Origin of the sequence: Desulfomicrobium escambiense DSM 10707 (assembly GCF_000428825.1) — a bacterium.
Classification (GTDB): domain Bacteria; phylum Desulfobacterota; class Desulfovibrionia; order Desulfovibrionales; family Desulfomicrobiaceae; genus Desulfomicrobium; species Desulfomicrobium escambiense.
Genome location: NZ_AUAR01000001.1, coordinates 186,243 through 209,860 on the forward strand (window position 1 = coordinate 186,243; position 23,618 = coordinate 209,860).

23 protein-coding genes are annotated in these 23,618 nt (G+C 66.7%); 16 read left to right on the top strand and 7 right to left on the bottom strand.

Annotation, left to right across the window (positions count from 1 at the left end):
* Positions 1-13 precede the first annotated feature (13 nt).
* The 5 genes from ctaD to G394_RS17410 are packed head-to-tail and all read left to right on the top strand — an operon-like array spanning position 14 to position 4,557.
* Positions 14-1,633: a cytochrome c oxidase subunit I gene (gene ctaD / locus G394_RS0100840; RefSeq protein ID WP_028576024.1), complete on the top strand. Its 1,620-nt coding sequence runs from the start codon at positions 14-16 to the stop codon at positions 1,631-1,633.
* A complete protein-coding gene (locus tag G394_RS0100845) occupies positions 1,626-2,222 on the top strand; it encodes a cytochrome c oxidase subunit 3 family protein (RefSeq protein WP_028576025.1) in 597 nt (198 codons plus the stop codon). The genes ctaD and G394_RS0100845 overlap by 8 nt, the downstream gene beginning before the upstream one ends.
* A gap of 1 nt (position 2,223) precedes the next feature.
* Positions 2,224-2,517 (top strand): cytochrome C oxidase subunit IV family protein, encoded by a 294-nt coding sequence (locus tag G394_RS0100850; protein ID WP_028576026.1) that lies wholly within the window; start codon positions 2,224-2,226, stop codon positions 2,515-2,517.
* On the top strand, positions 2,514-3,725 hold the full coding sequence (gene coxB, locus G394_RS0100855) for a cytochrome c oxidase subunit II (protein ID WP_028576027.1): 1,212 nt from the start codon (positions 2,514-2,516) through the stop codon (positions 3,723-3,725). Before G394_RS0100850 ends, coxB begins: the two co-directional genes overlap by 4 nt.
* Positions 3,718-4,557: a protoheme IX farnesyltransferase gene (locus G394_RS17410; protein WP_051306848.1), complete on the top strand. Its 840-nt coding sequence runs from the start codon at positions 3,718-3,720 to the stop codon at positions 4,555-4,557. Before coxB ends, G394_RS17410 begins: the two co-directional genes overlap by 8 nt.
* Before the next feature lie 17 nt (positions 4,558-4,574).
* Here the strand turns inward: G394_RS17410 and G394_RS17415 are convergent, their stop codons facing one another.
* A complete protein-coding gene (locus G394_RS17415; RefSeq protein ID WP_051306849.1) occupies positions 4,575-5,573 on the bottom strand; it encodes a sensor domain-containing diguanylate cyclase in 999 nt (332 codons plus the stop codon).
* Positions 5,574-5,912: 339 nt separating this feature from the next.
* Here G394_RS17415 and G394_RS0100870 point away from each other — a divergent pair, with 339 nt between their 5' ends.
* Entirely contained in the window at positions 5,913-6,545 is a 633-nt protein-coding gene (locus tag G394_RS0100870) for a LysE family translocator (protein WP_028576028.1), read from the top strand.
* Positions 6,546-6,592: 47 nt separating this feature from the next.
* On the top strand, positions 6,593-7,897 hold the full coding sequence (locus tag G394_RS17420) for an amidase (RefSeq protein WP_043774287.1): 1,305 nt from the start codon (positions 6,593-6,595) through the stop codon (positions 7,895-7,897).
* A 24-nt stretch (positions 7,898-7,921) separates the two neighbouring features.
* On the opposite strand, the gene G394_RS0100880 is transcribed toward G394_RS17420, so the two are convergent.
* A complete protein-coding gene (locus G394_RS0100880; protein WP_028576029.1) occupies positions 7,922-8,833 on the bottom strand; it encodes a LysR family transcriptional regulator in 912 nt (303 codons plus the stop codon).
* 95 nt (positions 8,834-8,928) lie between these two features.
* Between G394_RS0100880 and G394_RS0100885 the strand changes: the two genes are divergently transcribed.
* Together G394_RS0100885 and G394_RS0100890 are read left to right on the top strand one after the other, a co-directional pair.
* Positions 8,929-10,113 carry an alanine racemase gene (locus G394_RS0100885; RefSeq protein WP_211226197.1) on the top strand — a complete coding sequence of 395 codons (1,185 nt, stop codon included), beginning with the start codon at positions 8,929-8,931 and terminating at the stop codon, positions 10,111-10,113.
* A gap of 75 nt (positions 10,114-10,188) precedes the next feature.
* Positions 10,189-11,148 (top strand): ornithine cyclodeaminase family protein, encoded by a 960-nt coding sequence (locus G394_RS0100890; protein WP_028576031.1) that lies wholly within the window; start codon positions 10,189-10,191, stop codon positions 11,146-11,148.
* Positions 11,149-11,282: 134 nt separating this feature from the next.
* Here G394_RS0100890 and G394_RS0100895 read toward each other — a convergent pair whose 3' ends face one another.
* Positions 11,283-11,942, bottom strand: a complete 660-nt coding sequence (locus tag G394_RS0100895) for a lactate utilization protein (protein WP_028576032.1) — start codon at positions 11,940-11,942, stop codon at positions 11,283-11,285.
* Positions 11,943-12,054: 112 nt separating this feature from the next.
* Positions 12,055-12,888 (bottom strand): WcbI family polysaccharide biosynthesis putative acetyltransferase, encoded by an 834-nt coding sequence (locus tag G394_RS0100900; protein ID WP_028576033.1) that lies wholly within the window; start codon positions 12,886-12,888, stop codon positions 12,055-12,057.
* Positions 12,889-13,047: 159 nt separating this feature from the next.
* On the opposite strand from G394_RS0100900, the gene G394_RS0100905 reads away from it, so the two are divergent.
* A complete protein-coding gene (locus G394_RS0100905) occupies positions 13,048-13,827 on the top strand; it encodes a Mut7-C RNAse domain-containing protein (protein WP_028576034.1) in 780 nt (259 codons plus the stop codon).
* 72 nt (positions 13,828-13,899) lie between these two features.
* Here G394_RS0100905 and G394_RS19880 read toward each other — a convergent pair whose 3' ends face one another.
* Together G394_RS19880 and G394_RS0100915 are read right to left on the bottom strand one after the other, a co-directional pair.
* Positions 13,900-16,233, bottom strand: coding sequence for an ATP-binding protein (locus G394_RS19880; RefSeq protein ID WP_051306850.1), 2,334 nt, complete (start codon positions 16,231-16,233; stop codon positions 13,900-13,902).
* Positions 16,226-17,221 carry an ABC transporter substrate-binding protein gene (locus tag G394_RS0100915; protein WP_028576035.1) on the bottom strand — a complete coding sequence of 332 codons (996 nt, stop codon included), beginning with the start codon at positions 17,219-17,221 and terminating at the stop codon, positions 16,226-16,228. The genes G394_RS19880 and G394_RS0100915 overlap by 8 nt, the downstream gene beginning before the upstream one ends.
* Positions 17,222-17,358: 137 nt before the next feature.
* Here G394_RS0100915 and G394_RS0100920 point away from each other — a divergent pair, with 137 nt between their 5' ends.
* From G394_RS0100920 to G394_RS21710, 6 genes are all read left to right on the top strand, one after another.
* On the top strand, positions 17,359-18,135 hold the full coding sequence (locus G394_RS0100920; protein WP_028576036.1) for an ADP-ribosylglycohydrolase family protein: 777 nt from the start codon (positions 17,359-17,361) through the stop codon (positions 18,133-18,135).
* 146 nt (positions 18,136-18,281) lie between these two features.
* Positions 18,282-18,707 carry a hypothetical protein gene (locus G394_RS0100925; RefSeq protein WP_028576037.1) on the top strand — a complete coding sequence of 142 codons (426 nt, stop codon included), beginning with the start codon at positions 18,282-18,284 and terminating at the stop codon, positions 18,705-18,707.
* Positions 18,708-19,065: 358 nt separating this feature from the next.
* Entirely contained in the window at positions 19,066-20,088 is a 1,023-nt protein-coding gene (locus G394_RS0100930) for a tRNA dihydrouridine synthase (protein ID WP_028576038.1), read from the top strand.
* Position 20,089: 1 nt separating this feature from the next.
* Positions 20,090-20,524 (top strand): YqaA family protein, encoded by a 435-nt coding sequence (locus tag G394_RS0100935; RefSeq protein ID WP_028576039.1) that lies wholly within the window; start codon positions 20,090-20,092, stop codon positions 20,522-20,524.
* A 24-nt stretch (positions 20,525-20,548) separates the two neighbouring features.
* Positions 20,549-21,532, top strand: a complete 984-nt coding sequence (pyrC, locus tag G394_RS0100940) for a dihydroorotase (RefSeq protein ID WP_028576040.1) — start codon at positions 20,549-20,551, stop codon at positions 21,530-21,532.
* Between the two features lies 1 nt (position 21,533).
* The gene (locus G394_RS21710) at positions 21,534-22,511 is read left to right on the top strand and encodes a hypothetical protein (RefSeq protein ID WP_028576041.1); all 978 of its coding nucleotides are present in this window, start codon (positions 21,534-21,536) and stop codon (positions 22,509-22,511) included.
* Positions 22,512-22,620: 109 nt separating this feature from the next.
* Here the strand turns inward: G394_RS21710 and G394_RS17430 are convergent, their stop codons facing one another.
* Entirely contained in the window at positions 22,621-23,514 is an 894-nt protein-coding gene (locus G394_RS17430) for a VgrG-related protein (RefSeq protein ID WP_051306851.1), read from the bottom strand.
* Between the last annotated feature and the right edge of the window lie 104 nt (positions 23,515-23,618).

The window sequence follows — 23,618 nt, forward strand, 5'->3', positions numbered from 1 at the left end:
CGGAGGTCCCCCGATGCCCAGTCCCGGCGAAACCGTCCCCTTTCTCGATCCGCTTCCGGGCAGAAGCGGCCTGACGTCCTGGATCTTCTCCACGGACCACAAGCGCATCGGCATGCTCTACCTGTGGTGCATTCTGACCATGTTCGCCGTGGGCGTGGTCATCGGCGTGCTCATGCGCCTGGAGCTCATCGCCCCGGGCCGGACCATCATGGGCGCCCAGACCTACAACGCCATGTTCACCCTGCACGGCGTGGTCATGATCTTTCTCTTCGTCATTCCCGGCATCCCGGCGGCTTTCGGCAACATCCTGCTGCCCCTGCAGATCGGGGCCGAGGACGTGTCCTTCCCGCGGCTGAACATCTTCTCCTGGTGGCTCTACCTGACGGGCGCGGTCCTGGCCGTGACCAGCCTCTTCACGGGCGGCGGGCCGCCGGACACGGGCTGGACCTTCTATGTGCCCTTCAGCGAGCGGACCACGACCAACGTGTCCCTGGCCGTGGTCGCCGTCTTCATCCTGGGCTTCTCGTCCATCCTGACGGGCCTGAACTTCATCACCACCATCCACCGCCTGCGCGCGCCGAAGATGAGCTGGGGCAAACTGCCGCTTTTCGTCTGGTCCCTCTACGCCACGGCCTGGATTCAGCTCCTGGCCACGCCGGTGCTGGGCGTGACCGTGGCCCTGGTCTTCATCGAGCGTCTGCTGGGCATCGGCCTCTTCGACCCGGCCAAAGGCGGCGACCCGCTCCTGTACCAGCACCTGTTCTGGATCTACTCGCACCCGGCCGTGTACATCATGATCGTGCCGGCCATGGGGGTGGTTTCGGATATCATCCCGGCCTTCGCCCGCAAGTCCATCTTCGGGTACAAGGCCATCGCGGTGTCCAGCCTGGCCATCGCCTTCGCCGGGTCCCTGGTCTGGGCCCACCACATGTTCACCAGCGGCATGAGCGACACGGCCGTGCTCGTCTTCTCCTTCCTGACCTTCGTCGTGGCCATCCCCTCGGCCGTGAAGGTCTTCAACTGGGTGGCCACGCTGTACAAGGGGTCCATCCATCTCGAACCGCCGCTCCTCTTCGCCCTGGGCTTCATCTTTCTCTTCTCTGCCGGAGGACTCACGGGCCTGGTGCTCGGCTCGGCCGGCACGGACATCCACGTCCACGACACGTACTTCGTGGTGGCGCATTTCCACTACGTCATCTTCGGCGGCACGGGCTTCGGGCTCTTCGCGGCCATGCACTTCTGGTTCCCCAAGATCTTCGGGCGCATGTACGACCGCAAGCTGGCCAACGCCAGTTGGTACCTGCTCGTCGGCGGGTTCAACATGCTCTATTTCCCCATGTTCCTCATCGGCCTCATGGGCATGCCGCGCCGGTACTACGACTACCTGCCCATGTATCAGACGGGCCACATCATCTCGACGGTGGGGTCGTGGGTCTTGGTCGCGGGACTGGTCACCATGTTCTGGGGACTTTCGAAGTGTCTGCGCGGGCCCCGCACAGTGGGCCGCAACCCCTGGGGGGCAGCCACCCTGGAGTGGACCCTGCCGAGTCCACCTCCGCACCTGACCTTCCTCGACCCGCCGGACGAGGTGCCGAGCCCCTACTCCTACGCGGGGGTGAAGCGCGATGCCTGAGCAGCACAAGGACTACCTGGGCGACAAGTTCGGCATGTGGCTCTTCCTCTTCACGGAGATCCTGCTCTTCGGCGGGCTCTTCCTCCTGTACGCGATCTTCCTGCACCGCTACCCGGCCGAGTTCCATCAGGGCGGGTTGGAGCTGTCCCGCGTCTTCGGCGCGGCCAACACCGTGGTGCTCATCACGTCGAGCTTCACCGTGGCCCTGGCCATCTCCGCCCTCCAGCAGGGGCGGCGGGGACTGTGCCAGGCGCTTTTGGCCGCGACCATCGTCCTGGCCGGCGTGTTCATGGTCAACAAGTACTTCGAGTGGTCGACCAAGATCGCCCACGGCATCTACCCCGGATCGTCGGAGATGGCGCAGTCGGGCGGCACGAACATCTTCTTCGGCCTCTACTACGTCATGACCGGGGCTCACGGCCTGCATGTGGTCATCGGCGCGACCGTCCTCGCCTTCTGCATGCTGCGCATCGCGCAGGGCCGGGTCACGGCCGAGGACTTCGGGCTGCTGGAGAACGGCGGGCTTTACTGGCACCTTGTGGACCTGGTCTGGATATTCCTCTTCCCACTCTTTTACCTGATCAGCTGACATGACACACAAGCACATCATGCCATTCAGCCTGTTGGCGAAAATCTGGCTGGCCCTGCTGATCCTGACCGGGGTCACGGTGGGCGCGGCGTCCTTCGACTTCGGCTACCTGAACGTCCTGGTCGCCATGGGCGTGGCCTCGACCAAGGCGCTTCTGGTCGTCCTCTTCTTCATGCACCTCAAGTACGAGAACAGGCTCCTGGGCGCCTTTCTCATCCTGGTCTTCGTCATCCTGGCCATCTTCATCGGCCTGACCTTCTTCGATGTGGCCTGGCGGCCGGAGGTCGGCGCATGACCCCCTCCATCATCCAGGCCGGAACACAGGCCGCGGCCAGGGTCGACCAAACCTTCCTGTTCATCTTCGGCGCCTCGGCGGCCATCCTGGTCTTCATCACGCTGCTCATGATCTGGTTCGTGGTCCGCTACCACCACACGCGCCACCCCCAGGCAGCGGACATCAGCGGCAACGTCTGGGCCGAGATCGCCTGGACGGTCCTCCCGACGGTTCTGGTCATGGGCATGTTCTGGTCCGGCTGGACGAGCTTCAAGGCCCTGCGCTCGGCACCGGCCGACGCCATGCGCGTGAAGGTCACGGCGCGCATGTGGTCGTGGGTCTTCGAGTACGAGAACGGCAAGCGCGCCAGCACCCTCTACGTGCCCGTGGACCGGGCCGTGCGCCTCGACATGACTTCGGCCGACGTGCTGCACAGCTTCTTCGTCCCGGCATTCCGCATCAAGATGGACACCGTGCCGGGCATGGAGACCTACGCCTGGTTCCAGGCCGCGCGGGAGGGCAGCTACGACATCCTGTGCGCCGAGTACTGCGGCCTGCAGCACGCCAACATGCTCTCCACCGTGGAGGTCCTGAGCGACGAGAAGTTCCGGAAATGGTACGAGGGCGAAGCCTCGGGGGACGAGGCGGCGGTGGGGCTCCTGGAATCCTACGGCTGCACGGGCTGCCATTCCCTCGACGGCACCGAGCTGGCCGGGCCGACGCTCATGGGCATCTACGGCAAGGAACGCCCCATCGTCCAAGGCGGCGGCACGCGCACGGCGGTGGCCGACGAGGCGTACCTGCGCCGCGCCATCCTCGAACCCGACGCCGAACTGGTGGCCGGTTACGAGGGCATGCCGTCCTACAAGGAGGAGATGCCGGCCGAGGACCTGGACAAGATCATCCGCTACCTGACGGGCGGCGCAGCCCGCGACCTGGACAGGGGCAGGTCGCTCATGGAGGCCGAGGGGTGCCTGAGCTGCCATTCCACGGACGGTTCCGAGATCGCCGGTCCGACCTTCAAGGGCATCTACGGGCACAAGGTCGTCCTGGAAGACGGCAGCGAGGTCGTGGCCGACGAGGCCTATCTGGCCGAGGCCATCCGGGACCCGGAGAAGACCATGGTCAAGGGGTACGAGCCCATCATGCCGCCGTACTCGCACCTGAGCGACGAGGACGTGAAGGCCATGATCGACTATTTGCGCTCCCTGTCCGGCGGACATGATTAGGGGCGCCGCGGACCTGATCCGCCCCGGGGTTTCCCTGGCGGTCGGCCTCTCGGCCCTGGCGGGCTGGCTCCTGGCCACGGCGGAGGCTCACGCCGCCCCGGCCGCGGGCCTGGCCGTTTTCGCCGGGACCTTCGCCCTGAGCGCCGCCGTCTCGGTCCTCAACCAGATTCAGGAGCGCCATCTGGACGCCCTCATGGAGCGCACCAGAAGGCGTCCCCTGGCCAGCGGCAGGATGAGCGCCGGGCATGGCCTGGCCGTCTCCGGCCTGCTGCTCGCCCTGGCCGCCGCCTGCCTGTGGACCGGGCTCGGTCCGGGCTCCCTTGCGGTTCTCATCGTCGTGCCCGGACTCTACAACGGCTTCTACACGTACCTCAAACCCGTCACGGCTTGGGCCATGATCCCCGGCGCGGCCTGCGGCGCGCTGCCGCCGTGGATCGGCTGGCTGGCCGGCGGCGGGGCACTCCTGGCCCCCGAGCCGGTCTATCTCTTCGCCCTCTATTTCGTCTGGCAGATGCCCCATTTCTGGATGCTGGCCGAAGCAAACGCCGACGACTACGCGGCCGCCGGCTTCCCCGTCCCGGCCAACAGCTTCTCGGGTTTCTCCCGCCGCGCCATCCCGCGCCTGTGGTCCCTGGCTCTGGCGTCCCTCGGCGGCATGGCGCCCCTCTTCGGGATGCTGGCAGGGCCGGGTCACGCCTACGCACTGGCCACGATCTGTCCGGCCTACGCCGCCCTGGCCGTCTTCGCCCGGGCGAACGTCCTACGGCTGGCTTCGGACGGCTTTCTGGCGGCGGTGGTGGCATTGGCCGTGGCCGAGCGCCTGGCCGGCTGACGGGATTCCGTTTCTTTTCAGCGGTTCGGGAGGGAAGCCTGCCGGACGCAGTTCCGGCCTTCGGATTTGGCGAGGTAGAGGGCCCGGTCCGCCATGTTCAGCAGGGACGAGGGGTTGTCCGCAGTGCCGGGCGAGAGGGTGGCCGTGCCGAGGCTGACCGTGACGATGCCTTGGGGGGAGAGCGGGTGTGGCAGGGCCATTTCCTCCACGCACAGGCGCACCCGCTCGGCGATGTCGCGGGCGCCGGGCCGGGCGGTGTCGGGCAGGATCAGGCAGAACTCCTCGCCGCCGTATCTCGCGGCCAGGTCGCCGGGCCGACGGGCGTTGGCCTGCAGCACTTCGGCGATGTGCCGAAGGCAGGCATCCCCTTCCTGATGGCCGCAGTGGTCGTTGTATTTCTTGAAATGGTCGAGGTCGAGCATGACCAGGCTCAAGGGAGCTCCCGTCCGCGCCGCACGCAACCATTCCTCGTGCATCACGGCGTCGAACCGGCGGCGGTTGGCGAGGCCGGTCAACGCATCCGTGGCCGACAGTTCATAGAGCCTGCGATTTGCCTCCTCCAGTTCCGTGGTCCGCAACCGAATCTTGTTCTCGAGCTGCTCGTTCAGGTGCAGGAGCGCCTTCTGGGCCACCAGGAACCGAGTCAGATCACGTGCCGTGCCCCAGATGTGGGAAATCCCGCCCGATTCGTCCTTGACGGGCACGAGCAGCGTTTCGAACAGCCGTTCGCTGCCGTTCAGGAACGGGCGCTGTTCGAACGTGACTGAGCGTCCGGTCCGCATGCACTCGTAATACCCGGAGATGAGGGGCTCCGATTCGGGACCGTAGCCGATGATGGACCGTACCGTCCCTCCGGGCACCTGTCTCGCGTCGACCCTGCGCGCCGCGGCGTTGGCCATGACCAGCTCGAAATCGTCGCCGACGGGCCGGCAGATCCAGAACGGATCGCTGGTGTGCATCCAGAGCTGTTCGAAGAAGAAGGTCAGGGCCTTTATGTCGAAGGGGCGTTTGTCCATGTTCTCCTTGGTCTTCGGGATGTCGGGCTCGAACGCGGAAACGGCGGGCGGATGTCCTCGCCGTGGAGCAGGGAGCGGCGCATCAATCCTGGCCTCGCCTGATACGCAAAATCGCTCTGCCTTGGAAGACGAAATCTTTCCGGACTCGTTTCCCTGCATGCCGCCGGGCTCAGGGCTTTGCTTCCCGGGTCCGTTCGTTTCGCCGCGGTACGAGGGCGCAGGGGTCGCGGGATGCACCCAAACCTTGTGTCTTGGCCCGATGCGAAATATGTCCACCGCACTCACGACACGCACCTCGCCGTGCGCAGCCGTCACTCATATTTCATTTGCGGGTTTGATATGGGATATTATCTGACACTCGGGGCCCTTCTCGGCCTGTCCGCGGGGCTCGCGCCGGGGCCGCTCCTGACCCTGGTCATCTCGGAAACGCTCCGGCACGACGTCCGGGCCGGGATCAGGGTCGCCCTGGCGCCCATGGTCACGGACCTGCCGATCATCCTGCTGACTCTCTTCGTGCTGTCCGGACTGGCCGGTTTTCACGGCATCCTTGGGGCGGTCTCCATGGCCGGCGGCATTTTCATCCTGTCCATGGGTTACGAAAGCCTGCGCACCACGGGGTTCGACATGAAACTCCAGGATGCGCCGCGGAAGTCGTTGCGCAAAGGCATTCTGACCAACCTGCTGAGCCCCCATCCCTACATCTTCTGGCTCAGCGTGGGGGGACCGACCATGGCCAAGGCCCTGGACCGGAACTTTCTCGCCCCGGCGGCGTTCATCGCGGGTTTCTACTTCTGCCTCGTGGGTTCGAAGATCGCCCTGGCCCTTCTGGTCGGCAGGTCCAGGGCCCTCTTCAAGGGCCGGGCCTATGTCTGGACCATGCGCCTTCTCGGCCTAGCCCTCGTGGTCCTGGCCCTCCTGATGTTTCGTGACGGGTTGCAGCTGACCGGCCTGCTTGCAGCACCGCAGACCTGATTGAGGGCCGGTTTCCCAAGTCCATCCGCAACCGTGAGGAAAACGCCATGCCACAGATCCCACTCGTCGCCCATACTCCGGAATTCGACGTGTACCGGCGCGCATCGAGAGAGGGGCTCGCCGGGCTCGTCGGGAGCCTCGTCGAACGCGCCCGCGACATCGACCCGCAGCTGCACATCCTGGCCGGGGACATCGACGGTGCGGGGATAGCCCGTCAGATCGAAGCCCTCTTCGAGCGCTTTCCCGACCCGCAGCACCGTCCGCCGCTTTTCGGCGTTCCGGTTGGCGTGAAGGACATCATCAGGGTGGAAGGGGTGCCCATCAGGTGCGGCTCCCTGCTGCCCCCGGTGCTGTTCGAAGGCCCGGAGGCCCGCTGTGTGCGTATGCTGCGCGAGGCCGGGGCCATCATCTTCGTCCAGACCGCGACCACGGAGTTCGCCTATTTCGAGCCGGCGGCGACCAAAAACCCGTACAACCCGCGGCACACCCCCGGCGGTTCCAGCAGCGGCTCGGCCGCGGGCGTGGCCGCGGGGCTCTTTCCCCTGGCCCTGGGCACCCAGACCGTGGGGTCCGTCATCCGGCCCGCCTCCTTTTGCGGCGTGGTCGGCATGAAGCCGTCCTTCGACAGGATTCCCACGGAGGGCATCGCCTATTTTTCACGCAGCATCGATCATGTGGGTTTTTTCTGCCAGAGGGTTGCGGACATCATGCACGTCCTGGCCGTCTTCGATCCGCGGCAGGCCGAGTGCCGCCGGCCCGAGGCCCTGAAGGTCGGCGTCCCGGTCGGCCCGTACCTCGCACAGGCGCCGGCCGGGACCCTGGCCTGGTTCGAGACGGTCCTGGGCGCTCTGCGCCAAGGGGGCGTCGAGGTTGTCGAGGTGGCCTGCCTGGACCGCATCGACGAGATCGCGGCCCTGCACCGCGACCTCACGGTGGCCGAGTTCGCCGTGGAGCAGGAGACGCTGTTCGGCCAGTACGCCCACCTCTATCGTCCGGTCACGGCGGCGGCCATCGAACGGGGGCGGGCGGTTCCGGCCGACAGGGTGGTTGCGGCCCGGAAGTCCCGCACGGACCTTCGCTGCGAGCTGGCAGCGCTCATGGACGCGCACGCCCTGGATCTGTGGGTCTGCCCCTCGGCACCGGGCGAGGCCCCCGAAGGCTGCGGGAGCACGGGCGACCCGGTCATGAACCTGCCGTGGACCCACGCCGGCATGCCCGCGATCTCCCTGCCCGCGGGAACCGGGATGGCGGGACTGCCCCTGGGCCTGCAGTGCGTGGGAAGGTTCGGTCAGGACACATTGCTTGCCGCCGCTGCGGCGCGGCTCGAAGCGGCGCTGTGCGGACGGGGGTGAGCGCGGGACGACGGACCGTGAACGTCAGCCCTGCCCGCGCCAGGGCGGCGGGGTGAGGGACTGCCGCAGCAGTTCGAGGAAACGGCGGGTGCGGGCCGCGCGCATGTGGCGGGGCCCGAGCAGGGCCACCACCGGGGCGTCGGGCGCCCGCCACTGGGGCAGCAGGCGCACCAGGCGTCCGGCGCGCAGGTCGTCGGCCATGTCCCATTCCGAGCGCAGAACGATGCCGAACCCGGCCAAGGCCCAGTCGCGGACGACGTCACCGTCGTTGCAGGACACTCCCTCGTCGATGCGCACGGTCTCGTGGCTGCCGTCAGGTCCGGAGAAGCGCCAGAGGGTCACGTCCTCGTCGTTCTCGCGCAGGGTCAGGCAGGAGTGCCGGATCAGGTCCGCGGGCGCGTGCGGCGTTCCGCGCCTGGCCAGGTAGTCGGGCGAGGCGCACAGCAGGCGGTCGTTGGGTGCCAGGGTCAGCTTCTGGAAGGGCTGGGAGTGCAGTTCGCCGATGTGGATGACGATGTCCCAGGCGCTCGGCTTGAGGCGGATGGGGTTGTCCGAGAGTTCCAGGTCGATGCGCACGTCGGGGTGCCGCCGGCTGAAGTCCATGACCGCGGGCGCGATGTAGCGGCGGCCGAAGCCCGTGGGCCCTGCGATGCGCAGATGCCCGGCCACGACCCCTTTTCGTTCGCACAGCCTTTCGCTGACCTCCTCGATCTCGGCCAGAATGCGGGCCGACCACTCGGTCAGCAGCTCGCCTTCATCCGTCAGGGTAATCCGGCCCGCGCTGCGGTCCAGCAGACTGACCCCGAGCCGCGTCTCCAGGGCGCGCAAGCGCTGGGACACGGCCGGGGGCGTGACGTTGAGGCTTCGCGCCGCGGCCGCCAGGGACGGGGCCTGGGTCACGGCGGCAATGAATTTGAGGTCGTCGGTCGAGAGCATTAAGGCTGAACTTAATCCTGGATTCATAAATTGTAAATTGAACATGACGCTGCGCATGGTATGATGGCGCCAAATCTCTGCCCGGAGGACGCATCATGAACGCACTGCTCGCACCGTTTCGGACCCGGGACGCCCTGCGCGGCCTGCCCTGCCCCCTCGAAGCCCTGGACACGCCGTGCCTGTTGTTGGACGAGGCGCGCATGGACGGCAACATCGCCCGCCTGCGAAACCGTCTCGCCGCGGCCGGAGTGGCGTTTCGCCCGCATCTCAAGACGGCCAAGTCGTGGGAGATCTCGCGGCGTCTCATGGCCACGCCGCATGGACCGGCCACGGTCTCGACCCTGCGCGAGGCCGAGGCTTTGGCGGCCTGCGGCGTGACGGACATCACCTACGCCGTGGGCATCGCGCCGCAGAAGCTTCCCCGTGTGCTGGCCCTGCGCCGGCAGGGTGTGGACCTGACGGTGCTGCTGGACAGCGTGGCTCAGGCCCGGGCCGTGGCGGCCGCGTCGGACCCGTCCGACCCCATCCCGGCCCTCATCGAGCTGGACTGCGACGGACACCGTTCGGGGGTGCAACCCGGTGATTCGCAGCAACTGCTGGCCATCGCCCATGCCCTGAAACCTACGGCCCGGCTGCGCGGCGTGCTGGTCCATGCCGGGGAGAGCTACGAGGCACGCGGCGAGGAGGCCCTGGCGGCTGCGGCCGAAGGGGAGCGCGCGGCGGCGGTGGAAGCGGCCAGGACCCTCCGGGACGCCGGCTGGATCTGCCCCGTGGTCAGCGTCGGCTCGACGCCCACGGCCTTTTCGGCCCGCAGCTACGAAGGCGTGACGGAAGTCCGGGCCGGGGTATTCGTCTTCTTCGACCTGGTCCAGGTCGGCATCGGCATCTGCGCCATCGACGACATCGCCGTTTCGGTCCTGACCACGGTCATCGGTCACCAGCGCGACAAGGGCTGGGCCATCGTCGACGCCGGCTGGACGGCTATGTCCTGCGACCGGGGCACGGCCGGGCAGACCGTGGATCAGGGCTACGGCCTGGTCTGCTACGCGGACGGACGCCCCGTGGGCGATCTGGTGGTCAGGGGCGTCAACCAGGAGCACGGCGTCGTGGCCCCGCGCTCGGGCAACCCGGCGGACCTGCCGGACCTGCCCGTGGGCACGAGGTTGCGTATCCTGCCCAGCCATGCCTGCGCCACGGTCACGCAGTTCGACCGGTATCATGTCGTCGGCGCGGGCGGGGAGGAGGTTACGGCGGTGTGGCCGAGGTTGATGGGGTGGTAGGGGGTGTGGTGTGGACGGTATGGACGATATGGACTTTATGGACTGGCACGGACTGGTCGGTGCGGGGAGAGAAGGATGAAATTTGTCAGTGAGGATGTGGCTGGCAGGGTTGTGAGCATGGCCGAGGCCATTGCGGCTGTCGAGGCCATGTTCATGGAATATGGGCGCGGCCTGGCCGAGGTGTTTCCGGTGGCGCAGGGGCGGGGGCCCGAGGCGGACACGTCGTTTAGCGTCAAGAGCGGCCTCATAGCCGGGAGCAGGAAGGTGGGGCTCAAGGTCGGCAGCTACTGGCCGGGCAACAGGGCCCGCGGACTGGCGGCCCACGCCTCGACGACGTTGCTGCTGGACCCGGACACGGGCTATCCCGAGGCCCTGGTGGCGGCCTCGCACCTGACCTGCCTGCGCACGGCCGCCTCGGACGCGGTGGCCGTGAAGCACCTTTCCCGTCCGGACAGTCGGACCCTGGCCGTGTTCGGCGCAGGCCACCAGGCCTGGTTCGAAGTTCTGGCCGTGCGCGAGGTACGCCCCCTCGAGAGAGTTTTCGTGGTCAACCGTTCTGGCCAGACCGCCGAGGAGTTCGCGCGGCGCATCCGCGAGGAGCTGGGGCTTGAAGCCGTCGCGGCCAAGGCGGAAGAGGCCCTGGCCAGCGCCGATATCGCCGTCACGGTCACGGCGTCGCGCGGGCCGCTCTTCGCGGCCGGACTGGTGCGGCCCGGAACGCACGTCTCGGCCATGGGCGCGGACCAGCCCGGCAAGCAGGAACTGGACACGGCCCTGGTGGCCGTCGCCGCGCTCTTCGCCGACGTGCCGGCCCAGTCCGTAAGCATCGGGGAATACGAGGTGGCCTTCACGGCCGGGCTGGTCGCCATGGAGCGGATCACAACGATCGGTGCGGTTCTGAACGGCGCGCCGGGGCGGGTGTCGGCCGACCAGATCACCGTCTACGACAGCTCGGGCATGGCCCTGCAGGACCTGGCCGTGGCTTCCCTGGCCCTGCGCAGGGCGGAGGAACTGGGGCTGGTGAAGACGGTTTGAGGGGGGAGTGGACGAGATGGACTAGAATGGACGAACACGGACCGACACGGACAAAAACAAGCCCCCCGAGATGGATGGTACAGTGTCCATGATAGTCCGTGTCAGTCCATCTCGTCCATTCTAGTCCATTTTCCTCAGTACCCCAGACTCTCCCCCACCAGCACCACGTGAATTCTGCCTTCGTCGCGCTGCCCCTCGATGATGGTCCAGGCGTTGCAGATTTTCTGCGGGCTGGAGCAGCGGTGGCAGCGGCCGTCCTGGGTGCAGGGAGGCTCGTGGGCGGGGTTCAGGGCGTTCAGGCGCAGGTTGTTCATGGGCGCGGCGAAGTCGCGGATGCGGTCCATGGCCGATTCCAGGTCGCTGACGACCTTGTTCATGCCGACCAGCAGGATGACCTTCCTTGGTCCGAAGATCATGGCCGCCACGCGGTTGCCCGTGCCGTCCAGATTGACCAGCCTGCCGTCCAGAGTCACGGCGTTGCAGCTCGTGACCATGACGTCGGCCGTCAGACCGCGCCGGCGCCGCTCGTCGCCTTCGGCCGGGGTGAGGCCCGGGACGTAGGGGTCGATGAGTTCCACGCCGGGCAGGGCGGCGATGTCCTTCCACAGTCCGAGCGACCCGACGGATTCCGAGCCGCAGCGGATGACGGAGCACGGTCCCTGGATCAGGGACAGGATCTGGCTGCGGGCCTCCTCGGCGGTTTCGGCGTAGCTGCCGTGCATGCGGCGCTTGTTGAGCTGCTTGATGAGGCGTTCGGCGTTCATCTGGCGGAATTTGCGTGTCGGTGCGTCCATGGGAAACCTCCGTGTACGGCGCTGGCGAGACAGCGGATGATGTGTTTGCGATGGATCTGACGTATTCCCGGACGCGTCGTCGCGCAACCCGTTCATGGTCGTCGCCCGGTGTTTACGGTGCGTCGTGGTGGCCCTGCAGGAAACCGATGAAGTCCGTCACGCCCTCCCGCCTGGCCACGACGTAGTGGGCGACGTAGCGGGCGAAGGTGATGTCCCCCCCGAAGACATGCCACAAGGCGCCGGGGGCGGCGAAATCCGGGCCGAAGAAGGCGGCGACGCTCGGGTGCAGGGGCTGTTCGAACTCCGGGAAGGGTTCGTCCAGGGCCGCAAGGGCGTATTCGTCCGGGGGGTCCATGCCGAGCTGTTGCAGGACGCCTCTGGCCATGTGGTCCATGAGGAGCCTGCCGGGATGGTTGACGGTGTTGAAGATTCTGGACCTGGCGTATTCGGCTTCGAGCACGTCGACGTACGGCACCGGGGTCAGGGCCTGCTTGCTGCGCTCCTGGGCGAGGGATTGCGCGATGACGGCGCGCAGGTCGAACTTCGCGGCCAAGTCGGCACGCAGGTACAGGAGCGTCGTCTCCTCGGGTGGCAGGCCCTGTTCGATGAGTTCGTCCAGAAGGGTGCAGCGGAAGTTGAAGCCGCCTTGCCCGCTCCAGCCGGGCCAGTAGCCCTTGAAGAACATGTTCGGGATGCACATGCTGCGGGCCGATGCGGGCAGCAGGGACACCAGGCGCTCGGAGGCCAGTCCGCCCCACTCGGGCCCCAGATGCTGGTACAGGAAGAGGCCGCAGCGGGCCAGCATGTCGTCCGGCACGGGCTCACGGGTATAGTTGGTGTATTGGACGCACTCGAAGCGGTCCGCGAATTCCCGCGACGTCATGAGCCGTGCCAGCAGCGGTTCGCCCTGGCAGTTGGCGTGGAGGATGCAAGGAAGTTTGCCCATCTGGTCCGAGAACAGGTTGAAATATCAGTGAAACAGGATTGTCGTGCGTAACATGGAAGAGTTTCGGGGGCAACTTCAGGACGTCGGTGAAGTGCAACGGAAGAGTTGTTGGCGGGGCCCGAAGGGCGTACTCCCGGAGAAAACAGCCTGGGAGGGATCATGGGCGAGCGGCCGGCCACATTCGTTTTTCACGGGAATCTGCGCGACCTCCTGGGACGGGGGAAGGCCGGGGCCGACGGGCGCGTGACGTATCCAGTCACGCGGCGTACGTCCGTCAAGGACGTCATCGAGGCTCTGGGTCCGCCGCACACGGAGGTGGGGGCCATTGAGGTCGACGGGCTGCCCGTGGGCTTCGGCCACCTGCTGGAGCCCGGCCGCAGGATCGACGTCCGGGCCGTGCCCACGCCCTTCGACGTGCTGCGGCCGTCGCCGCTGCGCCCGGAACCGTTGCCCCGCATCGCCTTTCTCGTGGACGCCAATGTCGGCCGGCTGGCGGGTCTCCTGCGCGCCCTGGGCTTCGACACGGCCTACGACCCGTCTTTGGGAGACGCGGTCCTGGCCGAGCAGGCCGCGCGCGAAGGGCGCATCCTTCTCAGTCGCGACCGTCTCCTCCTCAGGCGCGGCATCGTGGTCTATGGCCGTCTGATCCGCTCACGTGACCCCGAAACCCAGCTCATCGAAGTCCTGCGTTTCTTCGGCCTCAGGCCGCCCTTTGCGACCTTCACCCGCTGCCTGCGCTGCAACGACCTCCTCCAGACCGTGTCCAAGGCCGAAATCATGGACCGCCTGCTGCCCCTGACGAAGCTGCATTACACCGATTTCCGGCGCTGCCCGCGCTGCAAACGCATCTATTGGGCCGGCTCTCACCACGAGAGGATGCACGAGCGGGTGGGGAGGATTTGCCGGGAGCTGGGGGGAGGGGAGACTGAGATGGACTGAGATGGACAGTGATGAACGAACACGGACGGGCACGGACGGGGCCGCAACAACGTGACGGGCTGGTACCTGGCCTCAATGTCCGTGAGCGTCCGTATTCGACCATCTCTGTCTCCCAGCCTTGCCTTCTCCCACCGCGCACAGCGCCTGTTCCAGATCCTTCATGGCCACGGGTTTGGCCAGGTATTCGGTGAAGCCTTGGGCCAGGAATTTTTCCCTGTCGCCTTGCAGGGCGTGTGCGGTGAGGGCGATGACGGGCAGGGTCAGTCCCAGGTCCTGACGGATGCGCCGGGTGGCTTCGGTGCCATCCATGAGGGGCATCTGGATGTCCATGATGACGCAGTCGAAGGACTGCTCGTGCAGCAGGTCCAGCGCCTGCTGTCCGTTGGCCGCGCAGGTGGGGTTGTGTCCGAGCTTTTCCAGGGTGCGTTTGAGGAAAATCTGGTTGATGGAATTGTCCTCGGCAACCAGCACGGACAGGCTGCCGGAGGTGTTTCTGAGCGCGGTCTCGGTTTCCGGTTCCACGTCGGCGTGAAGGGCGTATTCAAGGGGGATGCCGACAAAGAATGTCGAACCGGCACCCTCCACGCTCTGCACTTCGATGGCCCCGCCCAGGATCTCCACGAGTTGCTTGACGATGGCCAGCCCCAACCCGGTGCCCTGGTGGGTCCGGGTGGGGAAATGGTCGGCCTGGGTGAAGCGGTCGAAGATGGTCGGCAGCTTGTCCGCAGGGATGCCGCAGCCCGTGTCGCGGATCTCGAAGTGGAGCACAACGCCCTGGCCGTCCCCGGTGGGCGTCGCTGCGCTCAGGCACAGTTCCACCTCGCCCTGCTCCGTGAACTTGATGGCGTTGCCGATGAGGTTGAAGAATATCTGGCGCAGGCGCAGTTCGTCCCCGCAGAGCATTTCCGGCATCTCGGCATCCACGCGGAGGGATAGTTCAATGCCCTTTTCCCTGGCCCGGGGGGTGAAGAGGGCAATGGTCGCGTCGAGCATCTTGCGGACCTGGAAATTCGCGGGGTTGAGCACCAGTTTGCCGGCTTCGACCTTGGAGAAGTCGAGGATGTCGTTGATGATGTGCAGCAGGTTCTGGCCGGATTGGCGGATGAGGGCGAGGTAGTCCTGCACGGCCGGGGAGGACGGATTGTTCAGGGCCAGCTCGGCCAGCCCCATGATGCCCGTCAGCGGCGTGCGGATCTCGTGGCTCATGTGCGCCAGGAAGAGGCTCTTGGCCTCGTTGGCCTCCTCGGCCTTGCGGCGGGCCCGCTGCAACTCGCGCAGGGTCTGGCGCCGGATTTGGCCGATGACGGCCAGAAAGGCGATGACCACCAGCAAGGCCGTGACGACGATGCCGAAAATCGTGAACAGGCGCCTGTTGGCCTCGAACAGGCTTTGGGGGCGGTTGAGTACCGTGGAGTCCGGCGGCAGGAGCCGTTCGCTGATCTGGAAGCGCGCAAGTTCGCGGTAGTCGAAGAGAAAGCGGTTGGCCGAACCTTTGACCACCGGGATTTCCGCGGGCGGAGTCCCGGCCAGGATGCGCAGGGCCATCCCGGCCGCGAGGCGTCCCTGTTCCGTGCCGTTGATCAGCTTGCCACCGACAATCCCGTGTCCCAGGAAAAAATCCCAGAGCCCGTAGAGCGGGCAGCGAGCGTTGGCCCTGATGAGCGCGGCGCTCGGGCCGAAATCCAGCATGCGCCCGTCGAGGCCAGGGATGGCGTTGTTCAGGAAAAGGATGGTGCCTGGGCCCAGGGCCGCGACTTTTTCCACCAGGGCCGGCGTGGGGATGTCCTGCCAGAAATGGAACCGGGCCCGACTGGCGTAGGCGGGCATGAGGCGCAGGAACTTGTTGCGGTTGGAGCGGTCTGTGCTCGATTTCGCGCCGCCGATGATGACGATGTCCTTGGTGTCGGGGTGCAGCGTGAGGGCCGTTTCGAGGGTTTCCTGGGCGGAAATGATCTCCGATACGCCAGTCACGTCCTTTTCTCCGCGCAACATCTCGTTCTGGAAATTGTTCACGCCGCAGAAGACGACGGGAATGCCCCTGAAGAGTTCCCCGCGTCGCTTCAGGACAAAGGAAAATGCGGCGTCGTCGGAAACCACGACGAGGTCGAAGGTCATGGTGCGCAGGTGCGCCGCGATGACCTCGGCCTGCATGGCCATGAGTTCGGGGTCGGGAAAGCGCTTGGCGTCGAGGTATTCCGTCGTGATGGTGCACGTCTGGTTGGACTGGGCCAGCGTTTCGGCCAGCCCCCTGTGGATGTCGTCGGTCCAGCTCAGCCCGGGGTTGTAGGAGTGCAGCACGAGGATGTTGGGAGGCATGCCTTGGCGGTCGTCCCCGGCCGCGAGAGCGTGTGCGGGGACCGACAGCGCGGCCAACCAGAGGGCCAGGACAATGACGATATCATTCAACAAGGGCGGCCGCCTCCTGGGAGAGACGATGCGGGATTTCGATGCCGAGCTTGCGTGCGGTCAGGCTGTTCAGCATGATCAGTCCTCTGGTCTGGGTGATGACCGGGATGTCGCCGGCGCGTTCGCCGCCGAGGATGCGCAGGGCCAGGGACGCGGCCAATGTCCCGTGTTCGAAGCCGGTCTGGATCACGCCGCACAGCGTGCCGTCGGCCACGGTGTAGTCGTAGAATCCCAGGGTGGGCAGGGCGGCGTTGTCCCGCGTCCAGAGCATGACTTGTTCGGCAGGCACGATGTGGCCCTCGGCATCGGTCAGGTTGTTGTAGGTCATGACGGCCAGGGCGTCGTAATCGGAGCCGGCGGTCCGGACGCGTGCCTGCCATTCTTCGAAGCTGTCGACGGCGAACCAGGAGACCTCGATGTCGTCCGGTCCGGAGGACTTCATCTTGTCGGCTTCCGCCTGGCTCGAAGGGCGGGTGTCCCTGAGGACCGCGATTTTTTTGATGGACGGCTTCAGGCGCCGCAGCAGTTCAAGCCCCTTGGCCCACGCCAGGTTCTCGACCACGCCCGTGACATTGATTGCCGGGTATCCGTATGTGGAAGGGGCTTTGTTCACGCCGCAGAACACGAAGGACGGGGCCGAGGCGTTGCCGGCGTACTGCGCGGCGAAATACTTCTGGGCGTTGTCGTCGCTGACGATGACGACGTCAGGCCGGAATTCCAGCATGATGTCCGTGGCCTTGCGGCCGGCGGCAATGATGTCGGCCTCGCGTGGCCGGAGGTTCGTGTCCATGAAGAAGGTGCGTATCTGCACCTGTCGCGGGAGCAGTTCGCGCTGCAGCGCGTCGTCGATGTCTGCGGTCCAGGCGAAGCCGCGGTCGTAGCTGTGCACCACGAGCACCCTTCTGCCCGGAAAACCGCCGTCCGCGGCGGCGGGCGGCACGACGCTCGCGAGCAGGAGCAGGAGTGCGAAGATGACGTTGCAGTACATGTCCCATCATGTCACATGCCGCTGCGGCCCGCAATATGGCCTGCCTTTTCCGGCCGCCGGGCGGCCGTTGTGGACGGGATGGACGAAATGGACCATATGGACACCATGGACGGCCGAGTCCAGGCCAAGGAGTCCCCATGCTAGGCGCCATCGCCGGTGACATCATCGGCTCCGTATACGAGCACAGGCCCATCAAGACCAAGGAATTCCCCTTCTTCGCCGCGGGTTGCCGGTTCACGGACGACACGGTGCTGACCGTGGCCGTGGCCGACGCCATTCTCTCCGGGCGTGAATACGCCGAAGCCCTGCACGATTTCGGCCACCGCTACCCCCGCGCCAGCTACGGCGGCTCTTTCCTGGAGTGGCTGCACGCGCGGGAACGGGTGCCCTACGGGAGCTGGGGCAACGGTTCGGCCATGCGCGTCAGTCCCGTGGGCTGGGCCTTCGACAGCGAGGACGACGTGCTCGAGCACGCCCGCCTCTCGGCCGAGGTCACCCACGACCACCCGGAAGGGATCAAGGGCGCGCAGGCCGTGGCCCTGGCCGTGTTCCTGGCCCGCACGGGCTGTTCCAGGGCGGACATGCGTCGGCGCATCGCCGACCTGTTCGGCTACGACCTGGGCCTGTCCGTGGACGAAATCAGGGCGGACTACGCCTTCGACGTCTCCTGCCAGGGCAGCGTGCCCCAGGCCATTGTCTGCTTTCTGGATTCCGACTCCTGGGAGGACGCCGTGCGCAACGCGGTGTCCCTCGGCGGCGACAGCGACACCCTGGCCTGCATGGCCGGCGCCGTGGCCGAGGCGTACTACGGCGAGGTGCCCGCACATTTGGCCGACAAGGCCCTGCGCTTCCTGCCCCATGATCTCGGCATCGTGGTCGAGGATTTCCGTCAAATCTTCATGGACGACCTGTAACCCGACAGCGTTGCCCATTGCCGATCGCAGCGGCGGTCGATGGACGTGTCCGGCCTTGTCAATCGACCGCCCGTCATCTATGCACTGGCGAGTTTGCCCGACCCGTCCGGGTCCTGATCGGCACATCACCTTTCAAGGAGTTCATCATGCTCTGGATTCATCCCCTGCTGCAGCTCGCCGCCACCGCTCTGGCCGTCTACGTGCTCTCCCTCGGATGGGTCCGCTTCCTGGCCAACCATTTCGGGAAGCGCGGCAAGTTCATGTGGGCGGACCACGTCAAGCTCGGCAAGATCACCCACATCATGTGGATGGCGGGGCTGGTGTTGGGGCAGTACGCCGTGACCCGTGAATGGGGGAACAACGGAGTGACCGGCAACCACTACATCATCGGGCAGGTCATTATGCCGTGCATCGCCGGCGGCTACATCACCGGCGTCATCATGGACCGCGACAAGAAGAAGCGCCGCTACATGCCGCTCGTCCACGGCGTCTTCAACGCCCTGGCCCTGCTCCTGGCCCTGGCCCAGGTCGCCACGGGCTGGCTGGTCATCCGCGAGTTTCTGCTGAACTGACGGGGTGAGGGAAGAATTTTGTCGAGGCGCTCTTCTGATGGGGGGCGCCTTTTTTGATCTGAATGACAAGTGCGTGGGGTCCGTGCCGAAGCGCCGCGGCCCGTGCGGGCTTGAGGGCCGGCCCGTCGGAACTTCCTCGCCGGCCTCGTAGAGTTCAGCCATCGCTCCTTGGGCCGGGTTTGTGCGCGCTTTGCGGGTGGCGATGGCTGAACAAACGATGCCTGGCTCGGTCGGACAGCCGACGAGCCGGCCCTCAAGCCCGCACGGACCGCTCAGTCCGAGGCGGGATGCGTGAAGAATGATTTTGAGGCCTGAAAACAGCCGACAGGGCGTACTTCTTCGGAGTGATACACATCATATGCCGTCTGCACATTCCATGATTTCCGTGCCGCTCAAGGTCGGTACCGTCGTCATGCCCTCGCGGCTGGCCCTGGCACCCATGGCGGGGTTGGGGCATGTGGCCATGCGGGAGGTCATTGCCGGGTTCGGGGGGTACGGGTTCATGGTCACGGAGATGTGCAACGCCCGGGCCGTGCCGCAGGAGAACCGGCGGCTGTCGCCGGTTTTCCGCTGGCGGGACGGTGAGGCGGGAAGCCTTGTCTGTCAGATTTTCGGCGGCGAGCCGGAGGAGATGGCCGCGGCGGCGCGGCGCATCGAGGCCGAGGGGCTCCTGGGCGTGGACATCAACATGGGTTGTTCCGTGGCCGCCATCTGCAAGAAGGGGTACGGCGCGGCGCTGCTGAAGGACCCGCAGCGCGCCGTGGCCATCGTGCGGGCCGTGCGGGAGGCCGTGCGCTGCCCGGTCATGGTCAAGTTCCGCAGCGGCTGGGAGAACACGCCCGACCTGGCCGTGGACCTGGCCCGGCGCTTCGCGGACGCCGGCGCCGACCTGCTGACCTTCCACCCGCGCGTGGCCCCGGACCGCCGTTCCCGGCCGCCCCGCTGGGAGCACATCCGGGCCGTGGCGCGGGCCGTGTCCATCCCGGTCTTTGGCAACGGCAACGTCTTCTGCGCCGCGGACTGCGCGCGGATGCTGGACGATACGGGTTGCGCCGGGGTGTCCATCGGGCGCATGGCCATCGCCAGGCCCTGGATTTTCGCCGAACTGGCGGGTACGTTTACGCCCGACGAGGACGTCTTCCTGCGCACGGCCCTGGCCGTCATCGATGCCATCTGGCGGCACTACGAGCCGACGCGGGCCATCAAGATGTACAAGAAGTTCGCGCCGTACCTGGCCGCCAACTTCGTCTTCGGCCACAGCCTGTGGCCCGCGCTGGTGCGCGGCGAGACCCGCGAGGACATGGCGGACAACGCCGTGCGCGTGCTGGGGCCGCGGCCGCAGGTGGCCTCAACCCCCAACGCCTTCCTCTTCACGGCCTGACATGGAACAGCTGCTTCTCGACTACGGCCTCTACGGGCTCTTCATCCTGGCCTTCCTGGCGGCCTCGGTCTTTCCGGTGCCCTCGGAACCGGGGTTCGCGGCCATGATCCTGGCCGGGTCGGACCCCGTGGCCTGCGTCGTCGCCGCCACCCTGGGCAACACACTGGGCGCCGCCACCACCTGGGCCGTAGGGCGGTGGGGGAGCGAGGCCTTCCTGCGGCGCTTCCTGGGCCTGTCCGAGGTCAACCGCGAGCGCGCGCGGCGCATCTTCGCCCGCTTCGGGCCCTGGAGCCTGCTGCTGGCCTGGGCCCCGGTCATCGGCGACCCGCTGTGCGCCGTGGCCGGCCTCTTCAGCCTGCCCATGATCCGCTTCTTCCCGCCCGTTCTGGTCGGCAAGTTCGCCCGCTACGCCGCCCTTGCCTATCTCCTTTCCTGACATAGCAGGAAACATGGAGGATTCATGCTGACTCTGCATTCCCCCCTCGACATGCACGTCCATCTGCGCCAGGGCGACATGCTCTCCCTCGTCGCGCCGCACACGGCCCGTTCCTTCGCGGCCGCCGTGGTCATGCCCAACCTGACGCCGCCCGTGACGACCATGGCGCAGGTGCGGGAATACCGGCAGGCCATCCTTCAAGCGGCGGGGCGGCCCTTCACGCCGCTCATGACCCTCTTTTTCCGGGAATACTCCCGCGCCGAGTTGGAGGAGGCCAGGCCGCACGTCATCGGCGTCAAGCTCTACCCGGCCGGCATGACCACCAACTCCGAGGCGGGGCTGGCCGATATGGACCGCGCCGCGCCGACCCTTGAGATCATGGAGGACCTGGGGCTCCCGCTGCTGATTCACGGCGAGGGCTGCGGCTTCGTCATGGACCGCGAGGCCGAGTTCCTGCCCGTGGTTGAACGCTGGGCGCGAGCCTTTCCGAAGCTGCGCATCGTGCTGGAGCACGTGACCACGGTCGATGGCGTCGCGCTGCTGGACCGCTGCGACAACGTTTTCGCCACCGTGACCCTGCATCATCTGCTCATGACCCTCGACGACGTCATCGGCGGGCTCATGCGGCCGCACCTCTTCTGCAAGCCAGTGGCCAAGCGCCCCGAGGACCGCGCGGCCCTGCGCGAGGCGGCGTTGAATCACCCCAAGGCCTTCTTCGGCAGCGACACGGCGCCGCATCCCGTAAGCGCCAAGGAAGCCCCGGGCTGCGCCGCCGGCATCTTCTCTGCGCCCGTGGCCCTGCCGGCCCTGACCGCGCTCTTCGAGGAACTGGGCGCTCTGGATCGGTTGCAGGCCTTTGTTTCGGACCGTGCATGCGCGGCCTACGCGTTTGCGCCGCCCGAGCGCGAGGTCGTGCTGGAGCGCCGGGCGTGGACCGTACCGGAGCGTTTCGGCCCGGTCGTGCCGTACCTGGCCGGGCAGACCTTGAACTGGAAGGTGGTGGGGTAGCATGTACGTCGCCATGCTGCGCGAGATGGGGCGGCCGCGCTTCGAGCTGCGCCGGACCGTGCCCAGGGAGGAGGGCCTGGGCTTCGAGGTCCTGGCGGACCTGGGAGCCGATCCGGGGCGGGTGGCCCGTTTCGGGCGCTTCGGCATGTCCTACGCCGAGGAGCTGCTGGAGGCCCTGGCCCATCTGGACCTGGACCCGGACAGCCTGGACGAGGCCTTCGCCCCCTTCGCGCCCCAGGGCTACAGCCCGTCCGCGGACCGGGGCAAGGTCTGGCGGCGCACGGTGCCGACCCGCGTCCAGGAGGACGAGATCCGCGCCCTGCACCCCTTCGACCGCCGGCGCATGGCCTACCTGCGCTCGGGGGAGGTCAACCTGAGCCGCATCGACGAGGTCAACCCAAAGATGTTCCGCGGGCTGGTGGGCAAGGGACGCGACGAGGTGGAGCAGCTCTTCCTGCGCATGGAGCGCGAGCTGCCCCTGCGGGAGGCGAGGAACTACGTGCACGCCATCCTGAACCTGCAGCGGCATTTCGCGGATCTCACGGCGCGGACCATGCCCGAGGCCCTGGACCCGGACTGCCTTGACGAGGCCTTCATGCGCGAGTTCTGCGCCATCCTGGGCGACCCGTCCTTCGGCCGGGGTCTGCCGACGGGACCCGAAGCCTATCTGCGGCGCTACGCGCTACTCCATTTCGACTTCGATTTTCCGGCCGCGGACGGCTTCCGGCGCATCTACGAAGACTTCATGAACGATTTCCGCCGCCTGCCGCCGCGGCCCAGGCCCGTGCAGCCCGAGCGGGTACGGGAACTGTTCGGCCTGACCATGGCCGAGATCAGGAAGATGTCCAGGCGGGAGTTTGCGCGGGTCTTCCGCAAGAAGGCCATGTCCATGCACCCGGACAAGGGCGGGGACCACGACGCCTTCGTGGAGCTTCTGGAGACGTACAAGCGGATGATCAGGGGAAAGAGCGAAGGGTGAGGAGGAAGGCAGGCATGGACTTCATGGACGTCATGGACTGGGCTGTGCATGGTCCATAAGGTCCATATCGTCCATGAAGTCCCATATAGTCCATCGCCCTCCCCTTAGCCTAGGCCCTGGCGTCCTCGCCCTGGAGCATGGCCAGGACCATTTCCTTCTCCGTGTTCATGCGGCCGCGCACGCTGGCCTGCACGGTGGCGGTGGAGGAGCCGAACTGGGCTTTGCGGTTCTCGTAGACCTTGTCGATGAGCTTCTGGGCGAACCTGTTTTCGGGTAGTTCGCCGTCGATGGACTTGATGGCGCGGCTGAAAATCCTGGCCGCGCCCGCCGGGCCGTGCTGGACGGCCGTGCTCCACAGGGCTTCGCGCGCCGCTGCGGGCAGTTCGTCCACGTTCATGCCGGTGCGTGACAGGATTTTGTCCTTGGCCGGTTCGTAGTGTGTGGATTCGATGAATTCCCGCTGCAGCCGGCCGAATTTTTCCGGGTCCTGTTCGGCGATGCTGCGCCAGGCGTCGGGCATGCGGCCCTTGGTCGAGCCCGTGTTGGCCGCCCCGGCGCCCTTGAGCTTGGCGGCCCAGTCGGGCTCCCTGTCCTTCAGAAATTCGATGAACTCCTTCATGGTGCCCGGTTTGGAGGCGATCTGGTAGGTGCCGTAGGAGGTGCCGCCGTTCTTGTCGTAGCCGATGGCGCTGACCCCTTCCGTCCCGGACTCGAAGGCGGCCGAGAGTTCGCCGATGCCGGCGTGGGCGTCGGCAGCGCCCTTGCCACCGGCCGTGGCGGGGGGCTGACGCATGAGCGAGGCCAGGCCGTTCAGGGCGCTCTGCATCAGCGAGTTGTCCATGCCCGATCCGCCGAGCCGGGTTCCGAGAGCCTGCGTGTCGCCACCGTCCATGGCTTGGCGCATGTGGGACTGGAACCTGTCCGCGCTGGCTGCGGGCCGGCTCTGGCGCTCGGGGGCCGTGCCGAGCATGGTCATCAGCTGTATGGGATCGATAAGGCTCATGCGTGATCTCCGTGTCAAAAACCTGGCAAAAAAGGTGCTTTGCCCCATCAAAGCAGGTTTCGGGCCATTTTCGACTTTGCCCGCCGAGACCTGATTTTTCCTTT